At 72.2% G+C, this 18,403-nt stretch carries 11 protein-coding genes; 7 read left to right on the forward strand and 4 right to left on the reverse strand.

What is annotated here, in order from left to right; translation table 11 throughout:
• Nucleotides 1-12: 12 nt before the first annotated feature.
• A complete protein-coding gene (locus ACIPYQ_RS28950) occupies nt 13-1,086 on the reverse strand; it encodes a LacI family DNA-binding transcriptional regulator (protein ID WP_401256641.1) in 1,074 nt (357 codons plus the stop codon).
• A gap of 8 nt (nt 1,087-1,094) precedes the next feature.
• The gene (locus ACIPYQ_RS28955; RefSeq protein ID WP_401256642.1) at nt 1,095-5,354 is read right to left on the reverse strand and encodes an NEW3 domain-containing protein; all 4,260 of its coding nucleotides are present in this window, start codon (nt 5,352-5,354) and stop codon (nt 1,095-1,097) included.
• A 190-nt stretch (nt 5,355-5,544) separates the two neighbouring features.
• Between ACIPYQ_RS28955 and ACIPYQ_RS28960 the strand changes: the two genes are divergently transcribed.
• Together ACIPYQ_RS28960 and ACIPYQ_RS28965 are read left to right on the forward strand one after the other, a co-directional pair.
• Complete coding sequence (locus ACIPYQ_RS28960; protein ID WP_401256644.1) at nt 5,545-6,798, forward strand: glycosyl hydrolase; 1,254 nt, start codon at nt 5,545-5,547, stop codon at nt 6,796-6,798.
• Between the two features lie 25 nt (nt 6,799-6,823).
• Complete coding sequence (locus ACIPYQ_RS28965; protein WP_401256646.1) at nt 6,824-9,034, forward strand: endo-beta-N-acetylglucosaminidase; 2,211 nt, start codon at nt 6,824-6,826, stop codon at nt 9,032-9,034.
• A 22-nt stretch (nt 9,035-9,056) separates the two neighbouring features.
• Here the strand turns inward: ACIPYQ_RS28965 and ACIPYQ_RS28970 are convergent, their stop codons facing one another.
• Entirely contained in the window at nt 9,057-10,469 is a 1,413-nt protein-coding gene (locus ACIPYQ_RS28970) for a HAMP domain-containing sensor histidine kinase (protein WP_361761200.1), read from the reverse strand.
• 12 nt (nt 10,470-10,481) lie between these two features.
• Nucleotides 10,482-11,216, reverse strand: a complete 735-nt coding sequence (locus ACIPYQ_RS28975; protein ID WP_401256648.1) for a response regulator transcription factor — start codon at nt 11,214-11,216, stop codon at nt 10,482-10,484.
• A 271-nt stretch (nt 11,217-11,487) separates the two neighbouring features.
• Here ACIPYQ_RS28975 and ACIPYQ_RS28980 point away from each other — a divergent pair, with 271 nt between their 5' ends.
• From ACIPYQ_RS28980 to ACIPYQ_RS29000, 5 genes are all read left to right on the forward strand, one after another.
• Nucleotides 11,488-12,273 (forward strand): amino acid ABC transporter ATP-binding protein, encoded by a 786-nt coding sequence (locus tag ACIPYQ_RS28980; RefSeq protein WP_361761206.1) that lies wholly within the window; start codon nt 11,488-11,490, stop codon nt 12,271-12,273.
• A gap of 118 nt (nt 12,274-12,391) precedes the next feature.
• Nucleotides 12,392-13,243: a glutamate ABC transporter substrate-binding protein gene (locus ACIPYQ_RS28985; RefSeq protein WP_401256651.1), complete on the forward strand. Its 852-nt coding sequence runs from the start codon at nt 12,392-12,394 to the stop codon at nt 13,241-13,243.
• Between the two features lie 83 nt (nt 13,244-13,326).
• Nucleotides 13,327-14,001: an amino acid ABC transporter permease gene (locus tag ACIPYQ_RS28990; RefSeq protein ID WP_401256653.1), complete on the forward strand. Its 675-nt coding sequence runs from the start codon at nt 13,327-13,329 to the stop codon at nt 13,999-14,001.
• Nucleotides 13,998-14,894: an amino acid ABC transporter permease gene (locus ACIPYQ_RS28995; protein WP_401256654.1), complete on the forward strand. Its 897-nt coding sequence runs from the start codon at nt 13,998-14,000 to the stop codon at nt 14,892-14,894. Before ACIPYQ_RS28990 ends, ACIPYQ_RS28995 begins: the two co-directional genes overlap by 4 nt.
• Nucleotides 14,895-16,804: 1,910 nt before the next feature.
• Nucleotides 16,805-18,379 (forward strand): FAD-dependent monooxygenase, encoded by a 1,575-nt coding sequence (locus tag ACIPYQ_RS29000; protein WP_401256656.1) that lies wholly within the window; start codon nt 16,805-16,807, stop codon nt 18,377-18,379.
• Nucleotides 18,380-18,403: the final 24 nt, after the last annotated feature.

Genomic DNA, 18,403 nt, shown 5'->3' on the forward strand with positions numbered 1-18,403 from the left:
TCCAGGAAGGGTTCAGGATTCAGTATGCGCCGGGGGCGGCGCCGTGCTCTCGCGAGGCTCCAGGCGCGGCTGCTCGCTGATCCGGACCCCGGGCGGCCCGCCCGCGAGGACGGCGAGGAGCTCTTCGGCGGCGAGCCGGCCGAAACCGGCGGTGTCGCGGACGAGGGCGGTGAGCCGGGGGTGGGTGACCCGGCAGAGCGCGGAGTCGTCCCAGGCCACGACCGAGAGCCGGCCCGGTACGGGGATGCCCAGCTCGGCGGCGACCGCACTCCCGGCGACGGCCATCACGTCGTTGTCGTAGACGAGTGCGGTGGGCGGCTGCGGCTCGGCGAGGACCCGGCGGGTGGCGGCCGCGCCCTCGGCGTCGGAGTAGTCGGTGACCACCGAGCGCACCTGGTCCGGGCCGAGTCCGCGCCGCGCGGCCTCGGTGCGCAGGGAGTCCATCCGGCGGACGGTGTGGGCGAGGCCGGGGAGCCCGGCGATGTGGACGATCCGGCGGTGGCCCAGCCCGTGGAGGTGGTCCAGGACCTGGGCCATGGCCCCGGCGTCGTCGGCCCGTACCGAGGAGACGACCTCGGCCCCGGGGGCCTGCGGGGCCGGGGAGGCACCCCCGACGGGCTCGGGCTCGCCGATGGTGACCGCGGGCAGGCCCAGCTGCCCGAGGAGTGCCGGTCGCGGGTCCCGCATGCGCGGGTCGACGACGAGGACCCCGTCGACCCGCCGTTCGGCCCACCAGCGCCGGTAGACCGCGCATTCGGCGTCGATGTCCTCGACGACCTGGAACAGCAGCGCGGTCCGGGCGGCGGAGAGGACCTCCTGGATGCCGGAGACGAGCTGGAGGAAGAAGGACTCGACGCCGAGCGTGTGCGCGGGCCGGGCGAGGACCAGTCCGACGGCTCCGGACCGTTCGCCGGACAGGGCGCGGGCGGCACTGTTGGGCTGCCAGCCGAGTTCCTCGGCGACGCGGCGGATCCGGGCCCGGGTGTCCTGCGAGACGCCGGGCCGGTCGTTGAGCGCGAACGACACGGCGCTCTCCGACACCCCGGCCTGCCGGGCGATGTCCTTGATCGTGGGTCTGCGGGCCATGGCCTGTCTCATTCGTCCTTCGGGTGCGTCACGCGCGGCGGAATACGGAGGGCAATGGCCGGACCGTACGCGATCCTGCCCTGGCAGGCGGCCTTGACCGCGAACCAGTACTCCCCGGGAGGGGTGTCGAGCGGTGGCCGCACCTCGAACTCCACCTCGGCCGGCCCGTCCGCCGGTACGTACAGGGGCAGGGCGGCCGGGCTGGTCAACTGCCAGGTCCCGTACGGGGAGACGGCGTAGGCGCGGCCCGTCAGCGCGCTGCGGACGCCGGTGCTGCCGATCCTGGCCCGTACGAGGCCCTGTGCGCCGGGGGCGACGACGACCTCCCGGTCGGGCGCCTCGACCCACAGCCCGGCGGGGACGGGGCCGCCGGGGACGGTCACGGTCAGCGCGTCCTCGAACTCGCCCCCGGGGGTGGCGGCGAGGATCCGCACCAGGTGTTCGCCGGGCTCGGCCGCGGCGGCGGGCGTCACGCTCAGCGGGATCCGCTCGTACCCGCCGGGCGCGAGGACCGCGGTCCGCCGGGTCCAGGAGGTGTGCCAGCCGTCGGGGGCGCGGACCTCCAGCGCGACCGGGCCTCCCGCGCCGGCGTGGGAGGCGAGCGTCACCGTCGCGGCGGATGCCGGGCCGTCACATGTCACCGTGTACGGCGCGTCCCCCAGCGGGGCCGTCCCCGTGTTGTGCAGCCAGTACCGGCTGAACACGGGCTGGTGCGCCTCCCGTTCGCCGTCCCTCAGCGGCATGCCGGAGGGTGTGCGCAGCAGCACGGTGGTGGTGGCCGCGCCTCCGATGCCCGCCCCGAAGGGTCCGAGCGGGCGGTCCAGCAGGTCCGCTGCGGCGCTGACCCCGGTGGGCCAGAGCACCTCGGGCGCCGCCGGGCGGCCGTGCGTCTCGCGGAGCCGGACCGCCAGGCCGCCCTGCTCGCCGCGTTTCACGGCCTCGATCAGCACCCGGCCGGCCGGTTCCACGCCGAGGAGGGAACGGGCCGGCGGGCGCGGGCCGCCCGTCGGCGCCCCCGTCACCGCGGTGAGGGGCTTGTTGAACTCCCGCCCACGGCGCGTCAGGTCCACCTCCCGCCAGTCCCCCTCCCCCGCCACCAGCGCGTGCTCGAAGACGTGCGTCCAGTGCTGGAGCTGGAAGGAACTGCCGTCCGGGGCGGTGCGCCGGGGAGGGTCCATCCACGCGCCGCTGGGACGGCCGGTGCACGAACGCATCAGGCTGCTGTGCAGCCGGCCCGCCGTGTCCACGGCGAAGCCGGGCGTGCCCCTGACCAGGATCCCGACGGTCCGGTTCGCGTACGGGACTTCGTGCGCGGCCTCCCCGGCCGGCTGCCCGGCGCCCGGCAGGCGGCCCGAGGCGGCGACGGTCCGGGCGAGTTCCGCCGGTGACCCGGTGTGCACCAGGACCGGCAGGTCCCGGACGCCGGTCAGGTCGCAGCCGGGGCGCCACAGTGCGCGGAGCGGGGCCCGGGCCGGGATCCACGTCGGCGCGTGGTCCCGTACGGCCCGTGCGTACGCGGGGTCGGCCCCCTCCAGCACCGCCGCCGTGAAGGCGTTGGTCCCGGGGCCGCCGAGGGCGATGCGGAAGTCCGGGAGGCTGCTGTCCACCGCCAGGTCGCCCCAGCGCGGGCCGGCGGGCCGGGTCGGGGTGGCGGTGACCCCGTACCGGCCGAGCGCGGTGACCAACTCCCGCAGGCCGTCCGGAGTTCCGGCGTCCGGCAGCACGATCTCCACCGCGGCCAGCGCCCGGTCCGGCCCGGCCAGCGGCGCCGAGAGCGCGAACCAGTTCAGGCACGGGCTGTCCAGGGTCCACGGAGCCCGGCGGTGGTCGGCCCCCACGTCCGCCTCCGGGAAGGCGAAGCCGCGCCCCACCGCGGCGGCGGCCGTCTCCGCGACCGGGACCGCGCCCGGCACGTCCGCCGGGATCCGCAGCCGCACCAGCTGGTCGGAGCCGTCGAACGCGTCGATCCGCGTCGTCAGTTCCACCCGGTCGAGGCCGTCCCACAGGGTGGTGGTGCGGGTCCAGCGGACCGGCCCGGTGCGCCCGGTCGCCACGATCCGCGCCCCGAGCGGCCCCTTCTCCACCCGGCAGGAGTCGGCGGGCGCGGAGCCCGAGCCGGTGCCCGGTCCCTTCGGCAGCAGGTGCCAGGGGCCCTCCTCGAAGTAGGGGTGCCGGGGGTACTCGTCCTGCACGAGCAGCTCGTCCACCTCCCCGGCGCGCAGGAGTTCCCGCCCGGTGCGCCGGTCCAGCAGCCGGGCGAGGCCGCCGCCGCGCGCCGGATCGGCCTCGGCGCGGAAGAACTCGTTCTGCACGGTGAGGCCGTCCGCCGGTTCCCAGCCGCCCGGGGCGGCCGACCGCGGGAACGGCGGGTCGGCCGCCCCCAGCCACCAGGTGCGGTGTCCGAGCGAGGGCACGGCCTCGGCGAGGAACACCACCTCGGCCACGGCACCGGCCGCCGCCTCGATGTGGACGGGCGCGCGGCGGCCCTCGGCGTCGCGGACGGTGATCCGGTGCGCCTCGGCGGCCGTCAGCCCCAGCGCGGCCAGGTCGACCGATGTGCGGACCAGGTCGGTCCGCGTCCAGGACACCGGGTTGTGCACGGTCACCGCGAGGGGCGACGGCCCGCGGGTGTCGGCCGCGCCGGTGAGCGCGGCGAGCGCCTCCTCCCGTACGGCGGCGGCCAGTCCGTGCGCCTCCCGCCAGGTCGGGAGCAGGTCCAGGTACACCTGATCGGAGAAGGTCCCGGTCACCGCGTCGTGGTGGGCCGCGTGGAGCAGGTGCCGCCAGGCCTTGGCCAGCGTCTGTGCCGGGTAGTCGAGCAGCCCCTCGGCGCAGGCCAGTCCGGCGAACGTCTCGGCCTGTTCGAGGAGGTTCTCGGCGGCCCGGTGGGCCTGCTTCACGTCGATGTAGGTGACGTCCTTGCCGGTGTAGACCGGGCCCATCTCCCGGGTCACCGGGAGCGGCCGCTCCCCGCGCGCGGCGAACTCGGACCGGACGACGTCGAAGTGGGCGCGCGGGCCGGAATGCTCCATGCGCGGCCAGCAGTAGCGGCGGTTCCAGGCGTGCTGCACGTCCAGGCCCCAGCGGTGGGGCCAGGAGAAGTCCGTGCCCATGGGGATCAGGACGTTGCGGGTGGCGGCGCGGGTGCGCAGCAGTTCGTACAGGTCCAGCAGCTGCTCGGCGGCGCTCTCGGCGTCGGGCGCGCGGTGGGAGGGCCAGCCGGCCGAGTAGTGGGCGGGCAGGTAGTGGAGCAGCAGCCCCTGCCCGCCGTCGTCGCCGGGTGCGATCCACTCGAACTCGGCGGGCAGCTGCATGGCGGTGGGCGCCCGCAGCGGGTCGCCCCACCGGTCCGCCATCGGGCCCCACTGGTGGTGCGGGCCGCGGGCGAGGACGGCGGAGTCGAGTCCGCAGCCGGACATCAGGGCGGGGAAGGACGGGTCGTGGCCGAAGACGTCGAGCTGCCAGGCGGTGCGGGGGTCGGCGGCGAGGGTGCCGCGGTGCAGGGCGAGGCCGTGGAGGGCGCCGCGGACGGTGGTCTCGGCGGAAGTGAGCGTGGTGGACGGCTCGTTGTAGGTGCCGCCGACGATCTCGACGCGTCCCTCGGCGATCAGCGCGCGCAGCTCGGCCCGGTCCGAGGGGTGGGCGTCCCAGTACGGCTTGAGGTAGTCGACCTCGGAGAGCACGAAGCGGTACGCCGGGTCCTCGCGGGCCTGTTGGAGGTGGAGGGGGACCAGGGTGAAGGCGGGCACGCCCGCGTACTCCCAGCCCCGATCGGCCGCGCCGGGCCGTGGCGGGGCGTCCCACAGGGCGGTGTAGGCGGCCTGGGTGTTCCACCACATCGGGTCGTAGTGGAAGTGCGGGACGAGCCGGACGGTCCAGCCGGGCTCGGCGACGGTCAGCCCGAACGGCAGCTCGGCGAGGGGGTGCCCGTCGGGGGTGGCGACCCGGGCGGTGGCGGCCAGCAGCTCGCCGGGCGCGGCGGATCCGGTGCGGACGGTGACCTCGACGGTGACTTCGCGCTCCGTCCCGTCCGCGGCCGATTTCGTTTCCACGTCCGTGTCCGCGTCCGTGTCCGTGTCCGCGCTTGTGTCCGCGCGCAGGATGCGCGGGTGCGCAGTGGTGAGGCCTTCGCCGTGCACGGCGACATACAGCGGGCCGGCCGGACGCTCCCTTCGGATGCGCACGCGGACCACCTGCGAGGGCGTCTCCGGCGGCCCCGTGAAGAGAGCCGGAGTGGTGACCGCCACGACCGAAATACCGCTGTCCATTTCCACATGCTTCCCTGTGGCCGGGCATAGCTAAACCGCATTAGTTGCCAAGGTTCCAGGGAACAGAACCCTTGCGCTGACTGGACTGAAGCGCATAAGTAGCCAGGCCGGAGGCCCTGTTGACTTTCCTCATCCACACCGGCAGGTTGTGGCCCATCCGGTGAATTCCTCCAGAACTCCAGGACGCCCTGTGCACGATGACGCGCTCCGCTTCGGCGCCAACTACACGCCGGCCCGCGGCTGGTTCCACCACTGGCTGGACTTCGACCTCGACGAGGTCAGGGCCGACCTCGACTCGATCGCCGCGCTCGGGCTGGACCACGTCCGCGTGTTCCCGCTGTGGCCGGTCTTCCAGCCGAACCGGACGCTGATCCGGCCGCGCGCCGTCGAACAGCTCGTCGCCCTCGCGGACGCGGCCGCCGACCGCGGGCTCGACGTCAACGTGGACGGGCTGCAGGGCCACTTGTCGAGCTTCGACTTCCTGCCCGCCTGGACCCGGACCTGGCACCGGCGCAACCTCTTCACCGACCCTGCGGTGGTCGCCGGGCAGCAGGAGTACCTGCGCACGCTGGCCGCCGCGCTCGCCGACCGGCCGAACTTCCTGGGCATGACCGTCGGCAACGAGATCAACCAGTTCTCCGACGCCCCGCACCCCGACCCCGACCGGATCACCCGGGACCAGGCCTCCCGCTGGCTGGAGCGGATGCTCGCCGCCTGCGAGCGGGGTGCGCCGGGGCGGCTGCACCTGCACGCGGAGTACGACGCCGCCTGGTACCAGGACGGGCACCCCTTCACGCCGGCCCAGGCGGCCCGGCTGGGATCGGCCACCGCCGTGCACTCCTGGGTGTTCAACGGCACCGCGCAGCGCCACGGCCCGCGCGGGACCGCGACCGAGCACCACGCCGCGTACCTCGTCGAGCTCTCCAAGGCCTGGGCCCTCGACCCGCACCGCCCGGTGTGGCTGCAGGAGGTCGGCGCCCCGGCGCCGCTGATCCGGCCCGAGCACGCGGCGCGGTTCACGGAGGCCACCGTCGCGAACGCCCTCGACTGCCCGGACCTGTGGGGCGTGACCTGGTGGTGCTCGCACGACGTGTCGCGGGAGCTCGCGGACTTCCCGGAGCTGGAGTACGGCCTAGGCCTGCTCACCAACGACCGCCGGACCAAGCCGGCCGGCGCCGCCGTGGCCCGGATCGCCGCGGAGTGGCGCGGCCGTGCGCACCGCCCGGCGGTGCGCTCCACCGCGCTCGCCGTGGACGTCGGCGGGGCGCAGGAGGCCCCGGGCCGGTCGGTGTGCGCCCCCGGCGGCACGTTCTTCGAAGCGTGGGCCGCGCTGACGGCCCAGGGGGTGCGCCCCTCGGTGGTCCTGGCGGAGCTGGCCGAGGACCCGGCCCATCTGGCGGCGCGCGGCATCACCGAGGTGCTGCGCGTGCACGACGTGACCTGACCGATCCCTTCGTGAGGAGCCCCGCATGGCCGAGACCGGCGAGACCGACGCGACCCGCGAGACCGGCAAGATCAGCGAGATCAGCGAGACGGGCGGCCGCATCGGCCCGCGTACGCCGCCCGCCGCGCCCGTACGGCCGTCCCGGCGCGCGGTGCTGGCCGCCGGGGCCGGGGCCGCCGCGCTGCTGGGCGCGGCGGGCCAGGCCCCGTACGCCCATGCCGCGCCGGTGCCCGCCGCACCGGACGCCCCGGTACCGCCCGCCCCGCAGGCCCCGGCCGACCTGGCCCCGTACGCCTCGTACTGGTTCCCGGACTCCCTCCCGGCGGGGACCCCCGGCCCCGGGATCGTGTGGCGCTCGCTCCTCCAGTGGAGCCCGGATCGGGACCCCGACCTGGCCCACAACACCGCGACCGTGCCCCTGGCGCAGCGGTTCACCCCGGTCCCGGCGCACCGGGACGCCCGGGCCGGCCAGGCCCGCATCGCCTCCCTCGTCTCCTTCGGGCCCACCGCCGGGAACCCCTCCCAGGGCTCCCCGACCGCCGACTACTACGCGCTCACGCACTGGGCGTACATCGACGAGCTGGTCTTCTGGGGCGGCTCCGCCGGCGAGGGCATCGTGCTCGCCCCGAACGCGCCCGTGGTCGACGCCGCCCACCGCAACGGGGTCCGGGTGCTGGGCAACGTGTTCCTGCCGCCCGTCGCCTACGGCGGCGACCTGCAGTGGACCCGCGACCTGCTGCAGCGGGACGCCCTCGGCCGGTTCCCGCTCGCGGACAAGCTCGTCCAGGTGGCGCGGACGTACGGCTTCGACGGCTGGTTCGTGAACGCCGAGACGGACGGCGGCGACAGCGCGCTGGCCGCCCGGATGCGGGAGTTCCTGCGCGCCCTGCGGGCCGCGGGCGCCCCGCACGGGTTGCGCATCACCTGGTACGACGCCATGAACACCACGGGCCGGGTGGGCTGGCAGGGCGCCCTCAACCCGCTCAACCAGGAGTTCTTCGAGGACCGGGCCGGGAAGGTCGCGGACACGATGTTCGTGGACTTCCGCTGGACCGCGCAGACCCTGGCCGCGTCGGGCGCGCTCGCCGACCGGCTGGGGCGTTCCCGCCACGAGCTGTGGGCGGCCGTGGACACGGAGTCCCGGGGCTGGGACTCCGCCGTTCCCTGGGACGCGATCATCCCGCGCGACCGCGAGCACGTCGTCAGCTACGGCTTCTACCGGCCCGAGTGGACCCGCAACCACCTCACCGACCGCTCCCCCGGCGCGTTCCACCGCGCCGACGACCGGTTCTGGACGGGCGAGTCCCTGGACCCGGCCCGCCCCGCGCCCGAGGCCCTGTGGAGAGCCCCCGCGACGGCCGTCGCCGACCGGTCCACGGTCACCGGGCTCCCCTTCGCCTGCTCCTTCAACACCGGGCACGGGCTGCGCTGGTACGAGAACGGCAAGGCCGTCTCCGACACGCCTTGGAACCACCTCGGGCTCCAGGACCGGCTCCCGGGCCGCCGCTGGGTGGTGGACACGCCCGGCGAACGCCCCTCCGTCACCCTGGACTTCGCGGACGCCTGGCGCGGCGGCTCCAGCCTGCTGGTCGCGGGCGCCCTGACCGCTCCGGCGGTCATCGGGCTGCACTCCACGCGGCTTCCGCTGACCCGCGGGAGCGTCCTGGAGCTGGTGCACGCCGGCGGGACGGGGCCGGTCGCGGTGGAGGTCGGCGTGGCCACCCGCGAGCCCGCCGCCCCCGGCGGGCCGGTCCCGTACACGTGGCTGCCGGCGGGAAGCACGGACGGCGGGCAGGGCTGGCGCACGGCGCGGGCCGGGCTCGCGTCGCTGGCGGGGAGGACCGCGTACGCCCTGGCCGTACGGATCACCGCGCTCGGGAAGGAGCCGGTGGTGTGGCGGCTCGGCGCCCTCTCGGTCCACGACACCCCGCGCCCGGGGCGCCCGGCCCCGCCCACCGCACCGGCCGTCACCGCCTCGGCCCGGCAGGACGGAAAGGCCTGGCTCCGCCTGTCCTGGCGCGGCGCGGCCGGCCCGCACGGGCAGCCGCGCCACTACGAGGTGTCGCGTGTCCTGCCCGACGGGACCCGCCGTTTCCTCGGCGGCACCTGCGGCACCGCCCTCTACCTCCCGGCCGTCCCGCGGGCCGGACGGGAGCGGGCGACCGCCTTCGAGGTCCGGGCCGTGGACGAGCTGTACACGGCCTCGGCCCCGGCCCGCACCACCCTCGTCTGGTAGGTATCGGCTGGAAGGGGACGGCCTAGGCCCCGTGGGGGCCGGTGCGTGGCACGGACACGGTCACCCGCAGGCCGTGCGGCGGGTTCGTCTCGTACGAGAGGGACCCGCCGCCCGCGGCGAGCAGCGCACGGGAGATCGACAGGCCAAGCCCGGAGCCCTTGATGTTCTGGTGGCGGCCGCTGCGCCAGAAGCGGTCGCCCACCCGGAGCAGCTCCTCCTCGGTGAGGCCGGGTCCGCGGTCGGCGACGACCACGCGGGCGACGCGCCCCTCGGCGGCGACCGAAACCTCGACCTCCTCACCCTCAGGGGTGAACTTGAGGGCGTTGTCGATGACGGCGTCGAGCGCGCTGGACAGGGCGATGGGGTCGGCCCAGCCGGTGACGGCGGTCCGGCCCGACTCGGTGAGCCGGACGCCCTTCTCCTCCGCGTACGGGCGCCACGCGGCGACCCGCTCGGCCGTCAGCGCGCCGATGTCGGTGAGGCTGATCTCGGCGGAGGCGTGCTCGGCCAGCGCCAGGTCCAGGAGGTCGTCCAGCACCTGGGTCAGGCGTTTGCCCTCGGTGCGCACGGAGGCGATCTCCTCGTTTCCCTCGGGCAGTTCGAGGGCGAGCAGCTCGATCCGCAGGAGCAGCGCCGCGAGCGGGTTGCGCAGCTGGTGGGAGGCGTCGGCGACGAACGCCCGCTGCTGCTCCAGTACCTCTTCGACGTTGTCGGCCATCTCGTTGAACGAACGGGCCAGGCGTTGGAGTTCCGGAGGCCCGCCGGCGGCCGCGACGCGCGAGTTCATCCGTCCGGTGGCGATGCCGTGGGCGGCCGCGTCCAGGGTCTGCACGGGCTTGAGCACCCAGCTGGTGAGCCTCAGCGCGGCGCCGAAGGCGACCAGCATGGCGGCGGCGAGGCCGCCCGCGATGAGCAGCCAGCCCTGCAGGATCCGGCCGCGCATCAGGTCGGTCGGCGAGTCGGTGGCGACGACCGCGACCACGTCGCCGTCGAGGACGACCGGGGAGACGACGAGCAGTCGGCCGTGCGTCTGCCAGGGCCACACCTGCGGCGGATCGTGGCTGCGCCGGCCGGCCAGGGCCTCCTCGAAGGCACGCCGTCCCTCGCCGGACTCCGGGATCTGCCACCAGCTGGGTGAGCGGGCCATGTCGTTGTCGTCGCGGTAGAAGATGCCGACGCGGATGCCGTACAGCTCCTGGTACCGGGCGAGTTCGGCCTGGAGGGTCTCCCGGCGCGTGTCGGCTCCGGTGGATCCGGAGCCCTGGGCGTCGATGACGAGCTGGGCGAGGGCGGCGAACCGGGCGCTGTCGTCGATGCGGTCGACCACCACCCGCTGCTGCTGTCCGGCGGCCAGGCTCACCGCGAGCGGGAAGCCCAGCGCGAGCAGCGTGCCCGCCATCAGGATGACGAGCAGCGGGAGCAATCGGGCGCGCACGGCAGAGGACCCCTAGGGGGCGGTCGGAGCGGTCGGGGCGGTCGGCGTGACGAGCCGGTAGCCCACCCCGCGGACGGTCTCGATGAGGGCGGGCATGCGCAGCTTGGAGCGCAGCGAGGCGACGTGGACCTCCAGGGTGCGCCCGGTCCCCTCCCAGCTGGTGCGCCACACCTCGCTGATGATCTGCTCGCGGCGGAAGACGACGCCGGGCCGCTGCGCGAGCAGGGCCAGCAGGTCGAACTCCTTGCGGGTGAGCGGTACGTCGGCGCCGTCCACGCTGACCCTGCGGTTGGGCAGCTCGATGCTGACGGGGCCGAGCCGGACCGTGGCGGGCGTACCGGTCCCGGTGGCCGCGGCCTCCTCGGAGGCACCCGTGCGCCGGGCGACGGCGTGGATGCGGGCGAGGAGCTCGCCGGTGTCGTAGGGCTTCACGACGTAGTCGTCGGCGCCCATGTTCAGCCCGTGGATGCGGGAGCGCACGTCGGCGCGTGCGGTCACCATGATGACGGGGGTGGCCGTGCGCTTGCGGATCTTTCCGCACACCTCGTAGCCGTCCTGGTCGGGCAGGCCGAGGTCGAGCAGGATCACCCCGTAGGGAGACGCTCCGGGCAGGGCCCCTGCGGGCAGCAGCGCCTGCAGGGCCTCCTCGCCGCTGCGGGCGTGGGTGACCTGGAAGCCGTGCCGGGCGAGGATCGCGGACAGGGCGGCGGCGACGTGATCGTCGTCCTCGACGAGCAGCAGTCTCATGTCGTCCCCCTCTCCTTTTCTCACTCGGATGGCCAAAGGGTGGCCATCATGCATACACGCCGATACGGAGTCCCACGTCAAGGGGGTTCCGCCGCGGCGCGCCTTCCGTTATGCACCCGGTACGCGCCACGTCCGGCCGCGCCGGTGCCGCGCACGGAGCGTATCCGGGGGAAGCCGGATCGTTATGCTCAATTCTCCCTCAGATGTGATGACGTTGTGGACGCGACCTCACTACTGTCCTCCCAACCGAGGAGGACGGAGCAAGAAGCCGATGAGCGGAGTATCAGTGACCAAGGACGTGCAGGACGCGGCCGGTGCCGCGGACGACCTGGTCGTACTGAGCAACGTCAACAAGCACTTCGGCGCGCTGCACGTGCTTCAGGACATCGATCTGAGCATTGCCCGCGGTGAGGTAGTCGTCGTGATCGGTCCCTCGGGATCGGGCAAGTCCACGCTGTGCCGGACGATCAACCGTCTGGAGACCATCGACTCGGGCACCATCACGCTCGACGGCAAGGAACTGCCCTCGGAGGGCAGGGAACTGGCCCGGCTGCGCGCCGACGTCGGCATGGTCTTCCAGTCGTTCAATCTCTTCGCGCACAAGACGGTGCTGGAGAACGTCATGCTGGGCCAGGTCAAGGTCCGCAAGACGGACGGGGCCGCGGCGCGCGAGAAGGCGGTGGCCCTGCTGGACCGGGTGGGCGTCGGCACGCAGGCCGACAAGTACCCGGCGCAGCTCTCCGGCGGCCAGCAGCAGCGCGTGGCGATCGCCCGGGCGCTGGCCATGGAGCCGAAGGTCATGCTGTTCGACGAGCCGACCTCGGCTCTCGACCCGGAGATGATCAACGAGGTGCTGGAGGTCATGCAGCAGCTCGCCCGCGAGGGGATGACCATGGTGGTCGTCACGCACGAGATGGGCTTCGCCCGCTCTGCGGCCAACCGGGTCGTCTTCATGGCCGACGGAAAGATCGTCGAAGAGGCCACCCCCGAGCAGTTCTTCAGCAACCCGCGCAGTGATCGGGCGAAGGACTTCCTGTCGAAGATCCTGCACCACTGAGGTTTCCGTCTGGTAGGCATCCGTATGCGGATCACTCCCGGAACGGTTCCTGTCGGCCGTGCGTGCGCCGTAAGCGTCGCTCGTCGTTCAACAACGTCTCATCCGAGGGAAGTTCACCATGAAGATCTCCAAGGCCGCTGCGGCCGCGGCCGTCGCCGTCGCCCTTTCCCTGACCGCGACCGCGTGTGGCGGCAGCGAGAAGGACGCCGCCAGTGACGGCGGTGCGTCCGGTGGTGCCAAGGACAAGCTCGTCGTCGGCATCAAGTACGACCAGCCCGGTCTGGGCCTGAAGACCCCGGACGGCAAGTACACGGGCTTCGACGTCGACGTCGCCACGTACGTGGCCAAGGAGCTCGGCTACGAGCCGAACCAGATCGAGTTCAAGCAGGCGGTCAGCGCCGAGCGCGAGAACCTGATCGCCAACGGCGACGTGAAGTTCATCGTCGCGACGTACTCGATCAACGACAAGCGCAAGGAGAAGGTCGACTTCGCCGGCCCGTACTTCCTCGCGCACCAGGACCTGCTGGTCCGCGCCGACGACACGAGCATCACCAAGGTCGAGGACCTGAACAAGAAGAAGCTCTGCTCGGTCACCGGCTCCACCTCGGCGCAGAACATCAAGAAGACCCTGGCCCCCGAGGCCGACCTGCAGGAGTACCCCGGCTACTCCGACTGCCTCACCGGCCTGGAGAACAAGGCCGTGGACGCGCTGACCACGGACAACTCGATCCTGGCCGGCTACGCCGCGCAGGAGAAGAACAAGGGCAAGTTCAAGCTCGTCGGCCTGAGCATGAGCAACGAGAACTACGGCATCGGTCTGAAGAAGGGCGACAAGGAGCTCCAGACCAAGATCAACGCCGCGCTCAAGAAGATGGTCGAGGACGGCAGCTGGCAGAAGGCCGTGGACAAGAACCTCGGCCCGGCCAACTACAAGAACGAGCCTGCCCCGCAGATCACCGAAGGCAGCTGATTCATCGGTGAGGAGCGTCGCCGCCCGCCTGCCGCGGGCGGCGGCGCACCTCGCCGGCCATCCTGGGGAGAGCGCAGGGCATCGTGTTCGATTTTCTTGATTCCGGGCAGTACGACGTGCTCGGAGCCTTCTGGGTGACGGTTCAGCTCACCCTCTATTCGGCGGTCGGATCTCTGATCTGGGGCACCGTCCTGGCCGGGATGCGGGTCAGCCCGGTCCCGCTGCTGCGGGGCTTCGGCACCGCGTACGTCCACCTGGTACGCAACACGCCGCTGACCGTGCTGATCCTCGCCTGCTCGCTGGGCCTGTACCAGACCCTCGGCATCAACCTGGGCGGCGATACGTCCAAGGAGACCGGCTTCCGGCTCGCGGTCCTCGGACTGATCGCCTACACCGGCACCTTCGTCTGCGAGGCCCTGCGCTCCGGCATCAACACCGTGCCCGTGGGCCAGGCCGAGGCGGCCCGCGCACTGGGGCTGAGCTTCTTCCAGGTACTCCGCCTGATCGTGCTCCCCCAGGCCTTCCGGGCGGTCATCGCGCCGCTCGCCAACGTACTGATCGCCCTCACCAAGAACACCACGGTGGCGGCGACCATCGGCGTGGCCGAAGCGGCCCTGCTGATGAAGGAAATGATCGAGAACGAGGCGGACGCGCTCTTCGCGGTCTTCGCGGTCTTCGCCCTCGGTTTCGTCCTGCTGACCCTGCCCACCGGCCTTCTGCTGGGCTGGGTCGCCAAGCGAGTGGCGGTGAAGCGATGACCTCCGTGCTGTACGACGCCCCCGGCCCCAAGGCCAAGGCGCGCAACTGGATCTACAGCGGGATCTTCGTCGTACTGTTCGGGCTGGTCCTGTGGTGGGTGCTGTCCCTCATGGGCGAGAAAAACCAGCTCGACGCCGACAAGTGGACCCCGTTCGTCACCGACAGCCAGGTCTGGACCACCTTCCTGATTCCCGGCCTGCTGGAGACCCTCAAGGCCGGCGCGCTCGCCATGGTGATCGCCCTCCCGCTGGGTGCGGCTCTGGGCATCGGCCGGCTGTCCGACCACGCCTGGGTGCGGGCGGCGGTCAGTTCGTGGGTGGAGTTCTTCCGTGCCATCCCGGTCCTGATGCTGATGCTGTTCAGCAGCGCGCTGTACGCGCCGCAGTTCATGGACGTCCCGTCCGACACCCGGCCGTTCTGGGCCGTCGTCACGGGCCTGGTCCTCTACAACTCGGCCGTCATCGCCGAGATCGTCCGGGCCGGCGTACTCTCCCTGCCCCGGGGCCAGACCGACGCGGCCAAGGCGATCGGCATGCGGAAGGGTCAGACCATGACCTACGTGCTGATCCCGCAGGCCGTCACGGCGATGCTGCCGGCCCTGGTCAGCCAGCTCGTGGTGATCCTCAAGGACACCGCGATCGGCGGCGCCCTGCTCGGCTTCGCGGAACTGCTCTCCACGTACCGGCAGATCTCGGCCAACTACAGCAACACCATCGCGACCCTCTTCGTGATCGCGCTGATCTACATCGTGGTGAACTTCGTCCTCACCACCTTCGCCTCGCAGCTGGAAGGCCGGCTGCGGAAGTCGAAGAAGGGCACCGGCGCCGTCCTCGAGGGCGACGTGGCCGAGGTCGACGCAGGCGGTGCGGCCGGCGTGGGCAAGGCCCCCTGACCCGAGGGACCGACGAGCGGGGCCGGCACTACCGTGTTGCGCAGAAGCGACACGCCGGGCCACCAGGCCGCCAGCACTCGGTCAGTACACAGGCACGGCACATGTGGTGCGGCGGATCTCATCCGCCGCACCACTTGGCGTTGTGCCGACCGGGGTCACGCTGTCGGACATCTGGACAGCCGGGGCCGCACCCCAGGAGGGATATGCATGGTGTCGAACACACCGACCCAGAAACACTCTCCGCCCGGCGGGAGCCGCGGCAAGCTGCTTGATGACCATGCCTGCAGTGGTCGGCCCACCCGCTGCACCGTTGGCCCTGAGGGACGGCCAGGCCGTCTATGTCCCAGGCCCCCCAGCAGCAGCGCTCCGATCGAGCCTCAGGCTCCTCCGCGACACGTACGTCGACGCCTCAGATCGTGAACAGTGCGAGGGAAGCCACGCCGCATGCGCCGGACCACGTCGGCCGTTCACACCGTGGGACGCTACGCGAACACAGGAGACCGTCGGGTTGTCGTCCTGCTAGTAGGACCTTGTCCAGACGGAGCCGGTCTTGACAGAGGTGTTCGGCGGGCAGAAAGCGAAGGAGTACCCGCTGGTGGACCAATCTGCCGCATCGTGCTCGACGATGCCCTTACCATCCCAACGCTCACATGTAATGGTCGCCTTGAAACGTCCGCCATTGGGATGTTCGCACGTTGCCATCCAGCCGCCACCCGGAGTCCGGAGGCTACTACAGCCTTCCGGCCAGCCCATGGGAGCCGCGGTCGCCGTGCCTTGAAGTCCGAGAAATGCCATAGCCGCGCCGGCAAGCAGCGCCGTGTAAACCTTCTTCATTTTCGTTGACCCTTTCGTGAACGATCTGGACGCGGACGTTCTCAGGTGTTATTCCTCGGGGAGGACACAAGTCCCGCAGAAATGGCACGATAGGATCCCTGGCAGTAAGCATAGGAGAACCCGACCTGCCTCCAATCGCCGTAGAACTGCTCCACCTCTCCGGTATCGGTGCTCCTGCAGTTGGCGACAGCCTGATAGGAGCCGCCATTAGCGTTCTTGCACCTGGCGACTGCCCCCCAATCCCCATCAGGCTTCTCCGCAAGGCAACCAGTGGGGTGTGCCGTGGCGCCAGACTCGGAAGCCGATGCCGTCGCCCCACCGCTGAGCGATAAGAGACCAGCCAGCATGACTCCAAGCGCCGGAGCGGCAGCGATCCGCCGAATGCGAGTGCTCTTCAACAAATTCCTTCACCCTTCACCTTGAGCGGCAAGCGCCCAATATTCCATCCGACAGACGGCAGGGGGCTGACATTTCTGAAGCCTTGAACTCCCCCTGCATGCGGTGGGCACTTCCCGCCCCCCGCATGACCACGACAATTTCACGCCCACCGGAGCAGGGCAAGCGAGATAACAACCTTCTGAGGGTTACTTGAGCCTCAAACCACCCAGGGTGAACAAGATTAGGAGGCAAAACGCGGCATAATCACCCAACACAAACAAACGAAAGGATTAATTCCGGCCGAAATGGCCTGATTTCGAGTTAGAGAATTCGAGCCACATTGAGACCGGAATGCTTAACGCATGAATTCGAGCCGCTCGATGACTGAAATCAATCGAGCCGCATACCGTGGCCACGCTCGCCCCGGCGGCAATCCGGCACCTGGTGCGCCTGCGGGCACCTCACCAACATGCAGATCACGGGGAGGGCACATCCAGTGGCGGCAACCCCAGCGATGCGGGGCAGCCGGCCCGTCGGTAGCCAGGCGGTCCGCGTGAGTGCGGGTCTGCATGGAAGAACACCCTTGTCGGAGTCTACGATTCCAGTTACCACTCCAGCGACCAGTGTCACTTGACGCGGGCACCTACAGTGGGTTGCATACGTTCTGTGATCACATACCGGACATCGGGAGCCACATCATGGACCCGGTGATCGTCGTCGGCGCCGGGCCCGTCGGGCTGTCCCTTGCCCTCGCCCTGGCCGGCCAGGGCGTGCCCTCCGTCGTGCTCGACGAAGGGCCCGGCAAGGAGGAACCGCGCCCGGCCCGTACCGTCGTCCTGCACGCCGACACGGCGGCCATGGTCCACCGGCTGGGCTGTACGACGCTGCGCGACGAGGGGGCGTACTTCGCCGCCTGGCGCACCATGCGGCGCGGCCGTGACGCCCAGCGGATCACCTTCGAGGACCACCCGGCCCCCCTGCACGTGCCGCAGCACGCGCTGACGCGCGGGCTGCGCGACGCCGCCTCGGCGCACCCGCTGGTCCAGCTGGTCACCGAGAGCCGCGTGGACTCCGTCGAACAGGACGGCAACGGGGTCACCGCCCACACCCGGGGCGCCGAGACCACCTGGTGGCGCGGGAGTTACCTGGTCGGCTGCGACGGCGCCCGCTCCACGGTGCGCAAACTGCTCGGCATCCGCTTCCCGGGCCGCACCGCCGTGGAACGGCACGCCGTGGCCGCACTGCGCACCGAACTCCCCTGGCCGGGCGAGGCCCTGCTGCACCGCAGCCCGCCGCAGGAGGTCACCTCGCGGCCGCTGCCCGACGGGGTGTGGCGGCTGGACTGGCTGCTCCCCGCCCGCGGGGAGCTGGTGACCCCCGACCTGCTGGTGACCCTGATCCGGGACACCCTCGCGGTGTGGTGCGGGGGCAGGACTCCCCCGTACGACCTCATCGACACCGGGGTCCACACCCTGCACCACCGCCTCGCCCGGCGCTGGCGCGACGGCCGCGCCTTCCTCGCCGGCGACGCCGCGCACCTGCTGGGCGCGCTCGGCACCCAGGGAGTCGAGGAAGGGCTCCGGGACGCCGAGAACCTCGCGTGGAAGCTGTCCCTGGCCTGGCACCAGGGAGCGTCCGAGGCGCTGCTCGACAGCTACGAGGGCGAGCGGCGCACCGCGGTCGCCTCCCGGCTGCGCGCGGCCGACCAGGCGATGCCTACGCTGCGGGCCGGCGGCGGTCTGCGCACCTATCTGCCCGGGGCCTCGCGCTCCGCCGAATCCCTCCTCACCGACGGCCACCTGGGGCGCGGGCCGCTGGGCGCGGAGCCGACGTACGCCCCGCCTGTCGCCGTACGCGAGGTGCCGACGGCCACCGAACCGGGCGGTCCCGTGGCGAACGTGCCGGTGACCGCGCCCGACGGGTCGACCGTGCCGCTGCGGGACCTGCTGGGGCAGGGCCGGCTGCTCGTGGTCCTGGTCGCCCCTGGCACCGGGGTCTGGGACCGGCGGCACTGGCTCGGCGCCGGGCTGATGCCCCGGCTCGCCGCGGCGGTCAGCGCCCTCCCGGTCCGCACCGACCTGCTGGTCGCGGACTCGTACCCGGGGACGCCGGCCCACACCGTGCTGCTCGTGCGGCCGGACGGGCACCTGGCGGCGACCTTCGCGGGGGTCCGTCCGGCGGAACTGTACGAGGCGGCGGACTCGGTCCGGGCGGGTGCGCCCGCGCCCCGGCGGACCGCGCCCTCGACGACACCGACCGTGGTGATCGATTGACCGTCCTCCCGGACTCGTGGTTCA

It is taken from the genome of Streptomyces sp. NPDC090045 (genome assembly GCF_044747975.1).
Lineage (GTDB): Bacteria > Actinomycetota > Actinomycetes > Streptomycetales > Streptomycetaceae > Streptomyces.